The sequence below is a fragment of the Mucilaginibacter terrigena genome, from assembly GCF_004168255.1.
In the GTDB taxonomy this organism is placed as follows: domain Bacteria; phylum Bacteroidota; class Bacteroidia; order Sphingobacteriales; family Sphingobacteriaceae; genus Mucilaginibacter; species Mucilaginibacter terrigena.
Map to the genome: position 1 here is coordinate 66,038 of NZ_SEWG01000003.1, position 16,224 is coordinate 82,261.

The 16,224-nt window shown below is 42.0% G+C and carries 12 protein-coding genes; 9 read left to right on the plus strand and 3 right to left on the minus strand.

The features are described 5' to 3' along the window. The first annotated feature begins 68 nt into the window (after positions 1–68). Both EWM62_RS07465 and EWM62_RS07470 read left to right on the plus strand, forming a co-directional pair. A complete protein-coding gene (locus EWM62_RS07465; protein WP_129876048.1) occupies positions 69–950 on the plus strand; it encodes an AraC family transcriptional regulator in 882 nt (293 codons plus the stop codon). A 23-nt stretch (positions 951–973) separates the two neighbouring features. Beyond that, a complete protein-coding gene (locus tag EWM62_RS07470; protein ID WP_129876049.1) occupies positions 974–1,705 on the plus strand; it encodes a hypothetical protein in 732 nt (243 codons plus the stop codon). Here the strand turns inward: EWM62_RS07470 and EWM62_RS07475 are convergent. Further along, positions 1,702–2,613 carry a hypothetical protein gene (locus EWM62_RS07475; RefSeq protein ID WP_129876050.1) on the minus strand — a complete coding sequence of 304 codons (912 nt, stop codon included), beginning with the start codon at positions 2,611–2,613 and terminating at the stop codon, positions 1,702–1,704. The two genes, EWM62_RS07470 and EWM62_RS07475, sit on opposite strands and share 4 nt — an antisense overlap. Positions 2,614–2,684: 71 nt before the next feature. Beyond that, positions 2,685–3,710 carry a fatty acid desaturase gene (locus EWM62_RS07480; RefSeq protein WP_129876051.1) on the minus strand — a complete coding sequence of 342 codons (1,026 nt, stop codon included), beginning with the start codon at positions 3,708–3,710 and terminating at the stop codon, positions 2,685–2,687. A gap of 177 nt (positions 3,711–3,887) precedes the next feature. On the opposite strand from EWM62_RS07480, the gene EWM62_RS07485 reads away from it, so the two are divergent. The 4 genes from EWM62_RS07485 (at position 3,888) to EWM62_RS07500 (ending at position 9,770) form a co-directional block, all read left to right on the plus strand. Continuing rightward, positions 3,888–4,301, plus strand: a complete 414-nt coding sequence (locus tag EWM62_RS07485) for an EamA family transporter (protein ID WP_129876052.1) — start codon at positions 3,888–3,890, stop codon at positions 4,299–4,301. Between the two features lie 97 nt (positions 4,302–4,398). Then, positions 4,399–6,900, plus strand: coding sequence for a TonB-dependent receptor (locus EWM62_RS07490; protein WP_129876053.1), 2,502 nt, complete (start codon positions 4,399–4,401; stop codon positions 6,898–6,900). Between the two features lie 56 nt (positions 6,901–6,956). After that, positions 6,957–7,148 carry a hypothetical protein gene (locus tag EWM62_RS07495; protein ID WP_129876054.1) on the plus strand — a complete coding sequence of 64 codons (192 nt, stop codon included), beginning with the start codon at positions 6,957–6,959 and terminating at the stop codon, positions 7,146–7,148. A 210-nt stretch (positions 7,149–7,358) separates the two neighbouring features. Further along, positions 7,359–9,770, plus strand: coding sequence for an MG2 domain-containing protein (locus EWM62_RS07500; protein WP_129876055.1), 2,412 nt, complete (start codon positions 7,359–7,361; stop codon positions 9,768–9,770). A gap of 9 nt (positions 9,771–9,779) precedes the next feature. Here EWM62_RS07500 and EWM62_RS07505 read toward each other — a convergent pair whose 3' ends face one another. After that, positions 9,780–11,486 (minus strand): ArnT family glycosyltransferase, encoded by a 1,707-nt coding sequence (locus EWM62_RS07505; protein ID WP_129876056.1) that lies wholly within the window; start codon positions 11,484–11,486, stop codon positions 9,780–9,782. A 238-nt stretch (positions 11,487–11,724) separates the two neighbouring features. On the opposite strand from EWM62_RS07505, the gene EWM62_RS07510 reads away from it, so the two are divergent. From EWM62_RS07510 to EWM62_RS07520, 3 genes are all read left to right on the plus strand, one after another. Beyond that, on the plus strand, positions 11,725–12,207 hold the full coding sequence (locus EWM62_RS07510; protein ID WP_238989303.1) for a DUF2911 domain-containing protein: 483 nt from the start codon (positions 11,725–11,727) through the stop codon (positions 12,205–12,207). A 111-nt stretch (positions 12,208–12,318) separates the two neighbouring features. Beyond that, a complete protein-coding gene (locus EWM62_RS07515) occupies positions 12,319–13,401 on the plus strand; it encodes a DUF3810 domain-containing protein (protein ID WP_129876058.1) in 1,083 nt (360 codons plus the stop codon). Positions 13,402–13,993: 592 nt separating this feature from the next. After that, positions 13,994–16,186 (plus strand): penicillin acylase family protein, encoded by a 2,193-nt coding sequence (locus EWM62_RS07520; RefSeq protein ID WP_129876059.1) that lies wholly within the window; start codon positions 13,994–13,996, stop codon positions 16,184–16,186. Positions 16,187–16,224: the final 38 nt, after the last annotated feature.

Sequence of the window (16,224 nt, forward strand, 5' to 3'; positions counted from 1 at the left end):
ATAATTAATTGTATTAAAATAACCGGCGTATCACTAAATCAATAAAAAACTAATCGATAATTATCCTGATGAAAGTACTGCCTTTTACCATTCCCGTTCCGCACGATAAAACTATTATTGTGCAAAGCGAGATATTGCCAAACTTTTACCCGCACTTGCACCGCCACGCCGAAGTGCAGATAACATGGATAAAAGAGGGGCAGGGCACTTTAATTGCGGGTAACAGCATGCACCCTTTTAACAATGGTGAAATATACGTACTGGGCAAAAACCTGCCGCATTTATTTAAAAGCGGCCCCGAGTATTTTGACGACGACAGTAATTTAACCGTTGAAACGCTAACCATATTTTTTGACCCGGAGGGTAAAATGTCGGCGTTATTTAGCTTGCCCGAAATGAAAGTCGTGCAATCGTTTTTTGAACATTGGCAATGCGGTTTTAAGATCCCTAAAACAGTACACTCCGTTTTTACAACGCTTATTGATAAAGTGGAGCACACAAAGGGTGCTTACCAAATGTCGGTCTTTATTAAAATGCTGCACTTAATTAGTAAAATTGAAGGCCTGCAGCCCTTATCGTCAATAAATTACACCCAGCCCCTTACCGACCCCGAAGGCATGCGTATTGCATTGGTTTACAATTATATAATGCACAATTTTAATAAGGCCTTAACACTTGAGGATGTTGCGCAGCAGGCGCATTTAACGCCTAATGCTTTTTGCCGTTACTTTAAAAAACATACGCGTACCACCTTTACAGCGTTTGTAAATAAGGTTAGGGTAAACCAGGCCTGCAAATTACTGATGGACGGCGACTATAACAGCATTGCCGATGTTGCCTACAGTTGTGGTTTTACCAGCCTTACCAATTTTAATTATGTTTTTAAGAATGTAAGCGGCAAATCGCCGCGTACGTATCTGCACGATTACGAAAGAGAGTTGAAAACATGAACACAAATTGACTATATTTAATCATGAAAAAGCTGATATTCATAATGGTATTATTTGCTGCTTGTAAAAGCCCCGAAAAAAAGGTTGATACAGTTGTAAAGGATACGGTAGCGAAGACTAAACATGCTGATACTGCTTTTTTATTGAGGGATGTGAAGAAGGGTTTTTATCATGCCATTTATATCGAAAAGAACCGTTCGGCAAGCCAGTATAAATGGCTCCTGGGTTTTAAATACGACCATTACGACAGCGTAAATTATAACGAAACTTACAAGATATTAAAGGTTAAGCACCGTAAGCCATTGAAAGAATACGACCTGTCCGGTTTGCCAAAACAATGGGTACCACTAAACCTATACAAAGGGAAGTATTACTTATATGCGCCAAGCGATGGCGGCAGCACACAGGTAAGAGCACTTACCGATAGTACGGTGATCTATTATGATATGGATGGGCCAACCGTGCAGCCTTTACTCGATTTTAAAAAGCTTAACGCGAATAAATATTTTTTTAAATCATTACCGTTTTACCAGTTCGTAAAATCAACCAATGTTACCATTTACGTTATCGACCCTGAAAATATGGTAACCGTTTGGGTGGACACCACAGTACCCGAAGCATACCGCTATATGTTATATGTTGCAAAAGAACATGCCGCTAATTTTGACATGGTTGTTAATTATTGCAAAACCGAAAGAACGGACGAATTTACTTTTGATAAGATAGATTTTAAAGCGCTAATCAAAGGCCGTTAATTGCCCGGCGTTTTGTAATAATATATAGGCGCGTAAACGCCCTCGCTGGTGGTATAATAACCCTTGCCGTCAGGCGTAAAAGCAATAGCCTCGCCTTGTTTTTCCTGTTTGTAAACCAACTCCTGAGGTTTGCTTTGCAGTGTTTGCCAAATATGCTGCCCGGTAGTACGCTGCCAGTAGTAAACTTTTTGATAACTTTTTACTAATACCTGTTTGCCATCCGGCGATATATCTGCGGCGGTTATCCACTTAAACGGTTTTAAACCGTCAAAAAACAGGCGCCCTCTAAAGGTAAGCGTTACGGTATCGTTGGCTTTATATTTTAATGGCGAGGTATAAACACCCACGCTATCGCCCCGCTTGGTAATAATGTATAATAATTTTTCTACGGGGTCAATGGCCATTGCCTCGGCATCCTTCGGTCCATCAGGATATTTTAAGTTAAGCGGTACGGGTACGGCATGGGCAATACTATCTTTGCCCCACGCTTTTCGCTCTTCAGCACGATAAACGGTTATAAATTTCCTTTTTGCACCATTATCCCCTATATCGCCCACATATACGTAGCTTTTGCCTTTTACCGGCCCGGGGCCAACCGCAATATCTTCACAATCGCGTACGCCAAGCCGTTCGGCTTTATTGCCCATGTAATATATGGTTGTTTTTAATTTGCCCTCGGCAGTAATGGCAAAGAACCGGCTGGTATCACCGCTATCGTTATTGGCGTAATAAATATCTTCGTTTAAACCCGATGCCGCTAAGCCGGATGTTTCATCCATTTGTTTGGCATACAAGTGGCTTTCGGGCAGGTGCTTATTATCAATTAAACGGTGCTTGGCAAAGGCTGCTATAACCATCAGGCACAATACGGGAACAAATATCTTTAATGCTTTTCTCTTTTTAAACATAGCTAAGCTTATAAAACAAAAAACGGCCCATAATATTATGGGCCGTTGTATTTATGCTTTTAATTTGACACTTACGAGTTTTGAGGAGATAAATCCGACTCTTTAAAAACCAATTCGGCATCAGGTTTTGATACATCGGTTATGGCCACTTTACCACGCTCGCGGCGTAAAATACGGTTGAATAACGAGATCTCCCTGTCAAACAAAAACTGGAAGAAGAGCTTGGTCCACGAGGTATGGTAATACAAGGTATCGTAGTACTCCGGCGCGGTTTTCCTTATCTCCGGAAGTTTATTCCATGGGATAGAAGGGAAATCGTGGTGCTCGTTATGGAAACCTACGTTAAATGCTACCGCATTAAGGTTGCCATAGTAGCTGTACGTTTCCTGCTCAACGCTGTGGGTTAAATAATGTTCTTGTATCCAGCGGGCGCCCAACGGGTGTAAACCTACCGAGAACGAGAAGCTTAGCAACAAAAATGCTAACGAATGCCAGCCCATAAATTGATAAATTACAACAGTAAAGGCTATTTGTAGTACCCAGTTGGTTAGTATCCAGCCATCAAATGGGTGAATTTCGCGCAGGCGCGATAAGCGGAATAGTTGGAACACCGGGAAAAATAGTAGCCACAATGCTTTACCCAAAAATGAGTTGCTGATCAGTTTTGCCTCCCAGCGGTTAGGCAGATCGGCATCAAGTTCATGTATTCCCTGAAAAGAATGGTGTTTGATATGATATTTTTCGAATGATATGGCGCTTGGCAATATTTGCGGTAAGTTGGCAAACATTGATGCCCAGCGGTTGGCGTTGCGATTTTTGAATAATAGCTGGTGAGTGCATTCGTGTATCATTACAAACAAGGCATGGTCTGCAAAGGCGCCTAATAAATAAGCTGCGCCAAATACCAGCCACCACGATTGATCGCGCAGGAACCAGGCCAGTATAACCTGGAAGGCTACCAACCCAATAATTGCCCAGATAGTTTTTGGGTTTTTTCCTATTAAATTACGCAGCTGCGGAAATTGCTTTAGTATCTTTTTTGTACGTATACGGTGTGGTTCCGACTCCTGGGAATAAACAAAATCAGTTTTCTTCATATTAGGTTAAAACGATGAAGATAAGAATAACGTCTTAAAAAAATGACTTTCTTCTAAAAATTTCCCATTTTTATTGTAGAAAAGTATGTTATTTTTAATCTTAAAGAAATTATTTTCTCATTGGTTAGTGTTAAATCAATCAGCCGAATAATTATTTTAATTTATAGAAACTAAATTATGTGGTGGATATATGCATTGTTATCGGCACTGTTTGCGGCACTTACAGCTGTCTTCGCAAAAATTGGAATTAAAGGTGTTGACAGCGACCTGGCCACTGCCATACGCACAGTAGTGATATTGCTGATAGCATGGGCAATTGTATTGTACAAAGGCGTTCAGCACAATATAGGCGGGCTAAATAAACTCAACTGGACATTCCTAATGCTATCGGGTTGTGCAACGGGGCTGTCGTGGATCTTTTATTTTAAGGCATTGCAATTAGGCAAAGTATCGCAGGTGGCACCGGTAGATAAATTAAGCGTAGCCATAGCAATTGTACTATCTGTATTGTTTTTAGGCGAGCCCCTTACGCTAAAAACCGGGTCGGGGGCGTTACTTATAATAGCAGGCACGCTGGTTTTAATATTTTAAGATTGTTACATAGTGTATATGTAACAATTACGAAACTTCCGCAATTAATCCAAAGTTTCTTAACAGTTTTGCGCCTCGAAATAGAGAGAGGTTTACTATGCGATCGTTTTTTGTTTTTTTAGCGTTAATTTTCATCACCCTACAAATAAATGCCCAAAGCATCGATGCCGGTAAAGGTAAGATAAATGGTAAGGTTACCGATGCGGTTAGCAAACAGCCGGTTGACTATGCCACCGTATCGGTATTTAAGCAAGGCAGCACAAGCCCTTTCAATGGCATAAGCACCGACCCTAAGGGCATTTTTAGCTTAAACAATATTGTTGCCGGCGATTACCGTGTAACCATTGACTTTTTAGGATACAAACGCCATACTATTGACCATGTAATAGTTACTGATGGCGGTACAATGGCACTGGGGAATATTTTGTTAGAGCCTGTTCAAAACCAGCTAAAGGGCGTAAATATTGTAGCCAAAGCGCCTATAATTGAAAACCGTATTGATAAAATGGTATACAACGCGGCCAACGACCTTACCGCACAAAGCGGCGCAGCTATTGATGTGTTAAAGAAAGTACCACAGGTTACGGTTGATATTGATGGTAATGTAGAGTTGCAGGGTAATGCCAACATCCGTTTCTTGATCAATGGTAAACCAAGCAGCATTTTTGGTGCCAGCCTTGCAGATGCATTGCAGGCTATACCCGGCAGCCAGATAAAAAGTATTGAAGTGATAACCAGCCCCGGCGCAAAATACGATGCGGCAGGCACAGGGGGTATCATCAACATCATATTAAAAGACAGCAAGGTACAGGGCATAAACGGCAGTGTTAACCTTACCGCCGGTACCCGGCAGGAAAATGGGTCGTTTAACCTGAATGCGCGTAAGGGTAATTTTGGCGCAAACGCTTTTTTTGGCGGTAATGCCATGTTAAACTCAACGGTGCTAAGCAATAACAAGCGTAGTTCTACCGATCAGGCGGGTAATATAACCAGCTTGTTTCAGGATGGCAGCAGCCAATCCACACGCGGCGGCTACCAATCGGGCATTAATTTAAACTGGAGCATTACACCTAAAGATGAACTGACCGCATCTGTAGGGTTTGATCATTTTGGCAACCACAATTATGGTTTAACCGATCAAAAGGAAACACGTATCGATGCATCAGGCAACCTTTTTTCGGATATTTTAAGTCAGCGTAACTCGGATAGTAAATTCAACGCCTACTCAACCGATTACAGCCTTGATTACAAAAAGAACTTTAAAAAAGAAGGCCAGGAACTGGAGGTATCGGTTAATACCAGCAACAGTAAAAACACATCAAATTATTTTCAGCAGCAGGATTATTTAAACACAGGTGATATAACAACCGGCATAAGGGGCAACAACCCCGGCAATAGCCGCGAAACCAATATAGGTGTTGATTACACCCACCCGGTAACCAAAACATTTACCATTGAAGGCGGTGCAAAGGCGGTGATAGAAAACTTAAAGAACGTTACCAACACCGATACGTTACTGGCCAATGGCAATTACATAAATAATGCCGACCAAACCTACGCCTTTAATTACAAGCGAAATATTTATGCAGTTTACCTGTCAACCTCGGCATCATTATTTAAAAACTTTTTAGATTTTAAAGTTGGTTTGCGTAATGAGTATACCACTACTACTGCCGATTTCCCCGGCGTTGTGATACCGGGCTACAATACTTTAGCACCGTCGTTTGTGTTATCGCACAAAATAAGCCCTACCCAAAGTATAAAATTAAGCTATGCGTACCGTATAGAGCGGCCCGACTATAGGGATGTAAACCCTTTTTATAACATTAGCGACCCGCACAACATTAGTACAGGTAACCCCAACTTAAAGCCCGAGATAAGCGATAATTTTGAGATAGGGTACAACCGCTCGTTTGATGGCGGTGCAAATATTTATGTAGGTACTTTTTACCGCCACAACGATAACGATATACAACAATACACCACATCGTTTGATACCTTAAGCCTTAATGGTAAAGAGTATACCAACGTGCTGCTTAACCAGCGCGCCAATATTGGAACACAAGCATCAGTAGGCGGCAATATATTTGCATCTATACCGGTTACAAGTAAGTTGAACCTGCGCACAAACATCTTTTTGGTTAACCGCACAAATGTTAATAAAGACCCTAACATTCAAACAAGCGTAAACCGGATAAGTGCCTTTCAATACCGTATAAATTTAAATGCCAGTTACCAGTTCCCGGGTAATTTTATGGCCGAGGCATTTGGTAATTATAACTCATCATCGCGTGGTTTACAAAGTACACGGCCCAAATTCTTTTGGTACAACATTGCTGTGCGTAAACAATTTTGGGATAAAAAGGCAAGTATTGGCCTGGTGGCAAGTAACCCGTTCAGCAAGTATATCGATCAATACTCTACAACTACAGGCCCCGGATATAACCAATCGAGCTTAAGGCAACTGCCGTTCCGTTCATTCGGTATATCGCTCAGCTACAAATTTGGTAAACTGGAATTCTCTAAAGATAAAGACAAGGATAAAGAAGGCCGCGACGACAACAGCCCGGGCATGCCGGCAGAGCCGATGGGCAAGTAATTTTAAAAACAATATATCGTTAAATAGTATTACTAATGATATAAAGCATTATCATTATGAGTACTGCTGACAAACACTATAAATTCATAAACAGCAGAACTGGTTATGTAATTTTCTATTCGTCGTTAAGTACTAAGTTATCGCCCAAAGAAATAAAGGCCGAACTGGATAAGATTAAAGCGCAGGTTGCCATTAAAAACGGCATTTACCAGGAAACCGTTTATTGGGAAGAAATAAAAGACGAATAGCCGCGAACTAAACCCGCTATCCCGGCGGATCATATTATGGGCTGCGCCCCCGTTGCAGCCATATGAATCCCTGTACACTACTTCATTCAAAAACAAAGCTAATCAGCAGCAAATAATTCATTTGCAGTATTGCTTTGATTATCAGTATATTTATTTGCCAATTATAAGCGGGCCATCACCCGGATTTTATCGCTAATAATCTTACACACCATGAAGAAGTTTTTTTTAATGTTGATTGCTGCAGGCTGCTCTGTTTTAGCTGTGCATGCACAGGTTGCACCCGCAAAAAACGAGGGTACTATGAAAGAGGTAGTTACCCGGTTACAAGCTTTATCAACAGATAGGGCAATTGAAAAAGCATATCTGCATTTTGATAAACCTTATTACAACCCGGGCGATACCATATATTTTAAGGCATATGTAACAGCCGGTGAGCGGCACGAATTATCAAAGATAAGTGGTGTGTTACATGTAGACCTGGTGAGCAAAAACGATTCGGTAATGCAATCTATCGTATTACAACTTAAGAACGGACTGGCCTGGGGCGATTTTGCGTTACCCAACTATATGTCAAAGGGGAATTATAGGCTAAGGGCTTATACACAGTGGATGCAAAATGCCGGCAATAGCTATGTCTTTAATAAAACCATCCCGGTTAACGGTAAAAGCATATCGCAGGTATACCCTGCCAAAGCTGCAAGTAATAAAACTGATGTGCAGTTTTTCCCCGAAGGCGGTACATTTGTAGCCGCGGTTCCATCTAAAATTGCCTTTAAAGCTGTTGGCAGTAATGGCATGGGCGTGTATGTAAAAGGCACCGTGGTTGATAATAATAATGCCGAAGTTGCCAAATTTACCTCGGCGCACTTAGGCATGGGGCAAATATTTATTACACCCGAAGAAGGCAAAACCTATAAAGCCAAAGTAACCTACCCGGACGGATCTGTTAACACAGTAGACCTGCCTAAACCCGAAGCAAAAGGCGTGTCGCTATCTGTAAATAACAGCGACTTAACAAAGCTGTCTATCGATATAAATGCCAATAAACCTTATTATTTAGATAATAAAGATAAAGAAATAAATGTTGTCATCTATTCGGGGGGAGTTGTTAAAACGGTAAAAACAACTCTTGATAATCAGGCAATAGGCTTCGACCTGCCAAAGAAGGACCTTAGTTCGGGTATTGCGCAAATTACGCTTTTTTCGGGAAGTGGTGTACCGCTTAGCGAGCGCCTGGTGTTTATCCAAAACGAAGACGGCGTTAAATTCACCATCAATAGCGATAAAACAACATATGCAGCACACGATAAAGCACATATAGTTGTTAATGCACATACCGCGTTAGATAAGGCATCGGTAGGCAATTTCTCGGTAGCGGTTATTGATGAAAGCGCTGTACAGGCAAACGAGGATAAGGAAAGCTCTATATTTTCGGATCTGCTGCTTACATCCGAACTTAGGGGTTATGTAGAACAGCCGGGTTATTATTTTAATAATGTAAATACCGATACGCGTAATAACCTGGATGTTTTAATGCTTACCCAGGGATACCGCCGTTTTCAATGGAAGGAGTTTTTAACTGAACCCACCGCGCCAATGGCATACCAGCCGGAAGTTGGCATGCAGATAAAGGGCACCCTGGTAACTAAAGACGGTGCAACTATACCAAACGAAAAGATAACCCTTATGCTATCTGCTACGGGCCAAACATTAACAACAAATACCGATGCTGCCGGTAAATTCAATTTCCTGGGCCTGGAGTATGCAGACAGGACACAATTTTTATTAACCATTGATAATAAATCAATTAAAAATAAAACCAAACTTATATTGGATAAAACTGATGTAACTGTACCGCTAAGCGAAAATAATTTGCCCGAGGGGAAGATTGATGAAAAGCTACCGGATTATACAGCGGCGGATGCTGAGCAATCAACTCCAACTAAAACACGGGAATTAAAGCCTGTAAATGTAAGGACAAAGCAAAGCTACCGTTCATCCAGCCTTGCGGGTGCCGGAAACGCTGATCAGGTTATTTTTAATAAAGACCTTAAGAATTTCCCCTCGCTATCGCAGGCTTTAAATGGAAAAGCGCGCAATATCGATTTTACTGACGGTAAAGCTTACATGAAAACATCACTGGCAATTGCAAACGGAAAAACTGTGTTAGAGCCTATGATGATCGTAATTGATGGTGCGATAACTAACAGTTCTATCGATAACATACAGCCGGGTGATGTATCATCTGTCGAAATTTTAAAGGGGGCCAACGCAACTGTGTATGGTATGGGTTCGGGAGCCGGGGTTATGGTAATAAACACAAGGCAGGGTGGCGAAGTTGCCGAAGTTAGTAAAGAGATGGCACCGGGCTTGTTATCAATAACACCAAAGGGCTTTTACAAAGCCCGCGAATTTTACTCGCCTGTTTATGATGTTGCTAAAAAAGGCCCTGCCGAGGGGCGCACTACCATATTTTGGAAGCCTGACTTGATAACTAATGAGGGCGGCAATGTTGCTTTCGATTATTTTAACGATGGCCCCGGCCAATACCGTATCATAATTGAGGGTATTGATAATAGTGGTAACATAGGCAGGGTGGTTTACAAGTATACTGTGCAGTAACAACTGTAGCTACTTGCTTATAAGGTATACTTTACTGAGCACCTTATAGCGTGTAGCGCTGTTAATAAACGCGGGCAAAATATTTTCCTGCGGATAATCTGTAAAGGCTTTTATCACTTTAAAACTGATGTGGTTATCTACCAGGTAATCTACCGATACCTGGTTAGCAAAAAAGATGGCATTATCTGGTAATGTGTGTTTTTCGAGATCTTCTGGCAGGATGAGATCAACCGGTTTGCTGCAATAAAACTGGAAAACGTTATTCGACGGCCTTAACGAATAAACCAGCGCATCTTTAAATCGTGGTTGATTTATATACCTGCCGGCGCTTACTTGCCCGTTGTAGGAGGCAACGGTGGGAAAAAATACCGTATTCATATAAAAATTAGCAAATAATACCGCGCAGCAGGTGAGCATAAACAGCCTGTAATTACCTGCTTGTATTTTTATAACGATAGCTGCTGCCAGTACACCAAATATCAAACAATCTGCTATAAAAAGCACGCTATTTACCGGCTTAAGAAACAGGTGGATAACGATGATAACTACCGGCAATGCTATCGCAAAGATAAGCAGGGCTATTCTTCTGAATATATTGCCGGCACTGCTAAGCTGTTTTAAACAATAAGGCGCGGTTATAATAGCAAACAGCGGGAAAAGTATGTTGGTATAAAACGGTAACTGGAAGCGGGACAGCGAAAACAGCACCAGCAAAAGTAAGCCGCCGCTTAAAGTGTAATACTCCGGGAGTTTTATTTTTTGCCAGATGTTTTTAAGGCTTTTGTATAAACTGTAGTAAAACAGCAGGCACCAGGGTAAAAATGCCCATAGTAGTGTGTGTGCAAAAAAGAACGGATCGCCGGAGTTTTTTTGTTTGATGGGGCCATTGTTTATAAAACGCCCAAACTGGCTATCCCATAAAAACCAGCGTATACCGCTTACATTGTGTGTATTAAAAACCAATTTGTTAGGGTGCAGGTCAAACTGTATATATAGTGCGTAAAACTCAGGCAGGGTAAAAACAAATGTAAGCAGGTAAAGCAGCAGCCATCTGCCGTAAAATATCTGTGCAAATTTCTTTTGAAAAATAAACTGACCCAGCAATGCGCCATAAATAGCCACAATTACAAATATGCCTTTTGTCATGATGGCGCAGGCCGTTAAAATTGCAGCCGGCAGTAAATGTTTAAATACCGGCTTATCGTTATATCGGGCTATGTGGTAAATGCTGCCAATTATAAGTGCCATCAGGTATGGTTCGGCCCGCACATCAAGGTTAGATAGCAGCACGTGTTGGGCGGTCATCAATATTAAAACAGCCGTTAGGGCAATTTCTTTATTATAAAACCTTCGGGTAAATAAGTAAGTATAAAGCAGGCTGAGCAAAAAGAACAGTAAAGCAGGCAACCTGTACGCCCAAACACTTATGCCAAAAAGTTTAAAGCTTACCATTACCGCCCAAAAAGGAAAATGCGGTTTATCAAGCCAATCGCGGTTATAGGTAAACAGTTGCAGCAGGTCCTGCCTGTAAAGCATGTTTTTTGAAATAGCCGCGTAAAGGCCCTGGTCGTCGGTAAAAAAGGGGGTTTTAATACCTGCGAAGCTCACCACCAGCGCCAGTATAAACAGTAAAAGGTAAAAGATCTTTTTATTGTCGGCCATTACTAACACAAATATAGGTTTAATGCCACCAAATTTTACCCGGGGTAATTTCATAAAAAACCCCCACCCAAAAGGGCAGGGGCCAAAAACTCACAACAATTGTTTAACCTTTCGGTCAATTCCTAACTGCAATGCGAGTATAGGTCATATAACACGCTCATTTGATGAAAGTTTGATAAAACAACGTCATTAAGCAATATTTTTTAAATCCTGATGTTATAACGTTTATCTTTATCATATAAACCAATAGTAAACTACCATGAAAAAAACGACTCAATTTAAGTCAGCTGCAATGTTCGTTATCGCGATGCTGATTTCTGCCATTACATTTGCGCAAAATAAACCTGTTGAAAGCCCGCGCGACAGTGTTAGCGCTAAAATTGGTGCAGCTACAATAAGCATTAATTATGGCAGCCCATCGGTAAAGGGCCGTAAAGTGTTTGGCGAACTGGAACCATATGGTAAAGTGTGGCGCACCGGTGCAAACGAGGCTACGGTTTTTACTACCAGCAAAGATATTATGGTTGAAGGCAAAAAGTTACCTGCAGGCACCTATGGCTTTTTTGCCATACCAACCGCAACTACCTGGACAATTATCTTTAATAAAGTGGCCAAACAATGGGGCGCTTTTAAATACGACCAGGCGCAAGATGTGTTGCGCGTAACTGTGAAGCCGGTAAAATCTGTAATGCACGAGCGTTTGGTTTATAAAATTAATGCCAAAGGCTTCTCATTAAACTGGGATAAATTATCTGTACCTGTTGCTGTAAAATAATCAGGCAAAAAAATTAAGAAGCCCCGGTAATTATACCGGGGTTTTTTGTTGGGCTGTATTAAAAGAAAGAGCAATATTTGCCTTTAGTTTAAACGGGATATTTATCGCCATATGCGGAAACAACCAGATAATAAGGCTTTAGTGAAAAGGGGGATAGCCATCTTATCTCTTGCTTTGGCCATATACCTGCTTATGATACTGGCCGATCATCCCTGGGTGATAGAAAAGTATTACTCAGAAGGTTTGTACCTTTTTATTTGCCATGTGCAGCACCCGGTTTTTAACCTGTTCCCGTTTAGCATAGGCGATGTGGTTTACGTACTGGCTATAATTTACCTTGTGTATGCACTTGTAAGACTAATAATTTTATGCTTTAAAAAGCGGTTTTTACAGGCCGGCATGCTTGTGGCCGGTGTTGTAACAGGTGTGCAGGTTAGCATTATTATTTTTTACCTTTTTTGGGGGATGAACTATTTTCGCCCATCGGCTGCCGAGCGGCTAAACCTGCGCGACAGTACTTACAGCACCACTCAACTGCAAAAGGTAACCACCATACTTATCGATAGCGCCAACGCCAGCAGGGCAAGGGTTACCCCGGCCGATCTGAAACAGGGTAACGATTCTATTTACAATACAGCGGTAAAAGCAGTGATAAAGCTTTCGGCAACATCACCTTATTACTATACCTACAAGCCCGGCATCAAGCCCTCGCTAATTACGCCCTTGCTTAACTACATCAGCACATCGGGTTACTATAACCCCTTTACCGGCGAGGCGCAGATCAACTACCAGATGCCCGCGTTTAACCGCCCCTTTGTGGCCTGCCACGAAATGTCGCACCAAATGGGATACGGGCCCGAAGACGAGGCAAACTTTGCGGGGTTTATAGCTGCTACGGGTTCAGGAGATAGGCTTCTGCGCTACTCGGCCTATAATTTAGCGGTTAACGAATTTATGCAAACCGTGCGTTACACCGATACTGTGATGTTTAAGCAGCTTAAAAAAAGGATCTCGCCGGCAGTACTCGCCGATTTTAAAGAAGAACGCCTGTACTGGCTTTCGTACCAAAATAAACTGGAAACCATTACAAGTATATTTTACGATAATTTTTTAAAAGCCAACAATCAACCCGAAGGACTGGCAACCTACAACCGTATGGTACTGCTGGTAATGGCGATGTATAAAAAGAAGTGAATGGTGCATGAAGGGCAGTGAGTGGTTTTAATATGCTACTTATAGATGTGATCCCAACCAATGAAATCCCGGACAAAAAAATGCGCTCCGTATCTCACCCCGGAACGCACTACAACATCATTCAAATAATGTTGATCAACTAAACCTCAGATATGTGTTAGTTTACCCAAGTTTTTTATAGCTAAACCCTTGCGGTTTGCTGGTTAAATCTTAATATGGTCACATTGTGTAAGTTATACAGCAAAAAGCGTTCCTTTACTTCTTAAAAAATATTAAATGTCAAAGATACATAAATGAACGGTGCGTTTAAAGAGATATTATATCTGAAGTAGTTTTTAATACATAAAAGTTACAAAGCATAATTTGCCTTGTAAAAGCCGCCCATTATTGGATAGGCTGATCGCGAAAGGACAGGAATAATTTATTATTATACTCTCACAGAATTGATAAGGCAGTAGTATGTAGCGGCTAACATGAACTATATTGTATACAATAAAAGTTGTTTTACTATATATTTTATCAACTTATTGATAATGTAAATATTGCATATAAACCGGATGATTTACTAATTTTAGATGAATAGTTTTATCGTATGGATCTGAAAAAATTATCCACCCTAATTTTGTTTTGCACTATTGGTATAGCCGTTAGTGCGCAGGCGCAAAAGTTTTCGGTTACCGAAATTGCCCGGTATAAACAACAAGCTGCGGCCGTAACCATCATTCGTGATAATTACGGCGTACCGCACATTTATGGCAAAACAGATGCATCGGTAGTATTTGGGTTAATGTACACACAATGCGAGGATTATTTTAAAGGCATCGAGCGCAACTATCTTTACCAATTAGGCAGGCAAACCGAGGAAGATGGTGAAGCCCGTTTATTTGAGGATGTGCAGCTGCAGCTGATAGCCGATACCTCCAACGCGATAAAAGACTATAACCAAAGCCCGACATATTTTAAAAAATTAATGAATGCCTTTGCCGATGGCATCAATTACTACCTGTACAAGCACCCCGAAGTAAAGCCACTTGTGTTTACCCGTTTTAAACCTTGGTATGCCCTTATGTTTACCGATGGCAGCGTGGCCGCAACTGAAACCGGCGGCATTATTCCGCGCGAGACACAAGCTTTTTATAACGACGAAAGCAAAACGGGTACCCTGTATCGGTCGCAACCCATTATAAAAAATGCCGATGAAAGGGAAACAGGCTCCAACGGGTTTGCTATTTCGCCATCGCGCACGGAATCGGGGCATGCCATGTTGTATATAAATCCACATGTGCCGTTTTATTTCAGAAGCGAGGTTGGGCTTAACAGCGGTGAAGGGCTTCACGCTTATGGCGCGGTTACCTGGGGGCAGTTTTTTATTTACCAGGGCTTTAACCGGCACTGTGGATGGATGCACACCAGCAGCTATGCCGATGTAGGAGACCTGTATGCCGAAAAAGTGATCAAAAAAGACGGTAAATGGTTTTATGAATACGATGGCAAGCTTAAGCCCGTTGTTACCCGCCAGCTAAAATTGAAAATTAAACAGGGTAACGAATACGTTATCCGCAACATTACCGGTTATTATACCCACCATGGCCCGGTAATAGCCGGCAGGGACGGTAAATGGTTTGCGCTGAAACACAATAACCGGTCGTACAACGCTCTGCTGGAATCGTGGCTGATTACCAAAGCAAATACGTTTGCCGAATACAAAAAAGCTATGGGCTTGCTGGCTAATACCAGTAACAACACCGTTTATGCCGATGATAAGGGTAACACCGCCTTTTGGTATGGTAATTTTATGCCCAAACGGGATACATCGTTTAACTGGGCTTTGCCGTTAGATGGTACCACAACCGCTACTGAATGGAAAGGCTTGCATGGGATTGACGAGATAGTGCATGTATATAACCCCGCCACGGGATACATCCAAAACTGTAACTCAACGCCTTTTACATCATCAGGCATGGCAAGCCCCGATAAAAATAGATACCCCGCCTATATGGCGCCGGATGGCGAGAACTACCGTGGCATAAACGCCATCAATTTATTAAGCAAGTCCAAAAACCTAACACTCGACGGCCTGATAGCAAAGGGTTACGACAAGTACCTGGCTGCGTTTGATGATTTGCTACCCCCGTTGTTTGCTGCATATAACAGTGCGCCAGATAGCATCAAAGCAAAGCTGGCCGAACCCATTGCTTTACTAAAACAGTGGGACAGGCGCACCGCAGCATCGTCAGTCGCTACCACTTTAGCTGTAGACTGGGGCACCTTAATGTTCAGGGCTATTGGCCCGGCTAAACCCGGCGAGAGCAGTTACCAGGTGCAGCGGGTTAAAGAGATGCTTCAAACCCTGCCTGCAAGCCGGCAACTGGAGTTTTTGAATACAGCCATGCAAAACCTGCAAAAGCATTTTGGGAGTTGGAAGATAGCCTGGGGCGAAATTAACCGCTACCAGCGCCCTGCCGATGGTGTAACTTTTAGTGATGATAAACCAAGTTTGCCTGTTGGTTTAACTTCCTCGCTTTTTGGGCAACTGCCGTCGTACCAAAGCCGTATCATGCAAACAAATAAACGTTACGGGTACTCGGGCAACAGCTTTATCGCTGCGGTTGAGTTTGGCCCCCGTGTAAAAGCCAAAACCATTATTACAGGCGGGCAATCTTTTAACGCAGCATCGTCCCACTTTACCGACCAGGCGCAGCGATATATTAACGGAGAGTTTAAGCCCGTACTTTTTTATAAAGAAGATGTATTAAAGCATGCCGAAAAAACATATCACCCTTAAAACATACCACCTAAAAGCTATAAACCAACTTGTTGACG

Coding starts and splice junctions, on each gene's coding strand:
- EWM62_RS07490 (WP_129876053.1), top strand. CDS start 4,399: ATGCGATCGTTTTTTGTTTTTTTAGCGTTAATTTTCATCACCCTACAA.
- EWM62_RS07465 (WP_129876048.1), top strand. CDS start 69: ATGAAAGTACTGCCTTTTACCATTCCCGTTCCGCACGATAAAACTATT.
- EWM62_RS07500 (WP_129876055.1), top strand. CDS start 7,359: ATGAAGAAGTTTTTTTTAATGTTGATTGCTGCAGGCTGCTCTGTTTTA.
- EWM62_RS07495 (WP_129876054.1), top strand. CDS start 6,957: ATGAGTACTGCTGACAAACACTATAAATTCATAAACAGCAGAACTGGT.
- EWM62_RS07480 (WP_129876051.1), bottom strand. CDS start 3,710: ATGAAGAAAACTGATTTTGTTTATTCCCAGGAGTCGGAACCACACCGT.
- EWM62_RS07510 (WP_238989303.1), top strand. CDS start 11,725: ATGTTCGTTATCGCGATGCTGATTTCTGCCATTACATTTGCGCAAAAT.
- EWM62_RS07515 (WP_129876058.1), top strand. CDS start 12,319: ATGCGGAAACAACCAGATAATAAGGCTTTAGTGAAAAGGGGGATAGCC.
- EWM62_RS07470 (WP_129876049.1), top strand. CDS start 974: ATGAAAAAGCTGATATTCATAATGGTATTATTTGCTGCTTGTAAAAGC.
- EWM62_RS07520 (WP_129876059.1), top strand. CDS start 13,994: ATGGATCTGAAAAAATTATCCACCCTAATTTTGTTTTGCACTATTGGT.
- EWM62_RS07485 (WP_129876052.1), top strand. CDS start 3,888: ATGTGGTGGATATATGCATTGTTATCGGCACTGTTTGCGGCACTTACA.
- EWM62_RS07475 (WP_129876050.1), bottom strand. CDS start 2,613: ATGTTTAAAAAGAGAAAAGCATTAAAGATATTTGTTCCCGTATTGTGC.
- EWM62_RS07505 (WP_129876056.1), bottom strand. CDS start 11,486: ATGAAATTACCCCGGGTAAAATTTGGTGGCATTAAACCTATATTTGTG.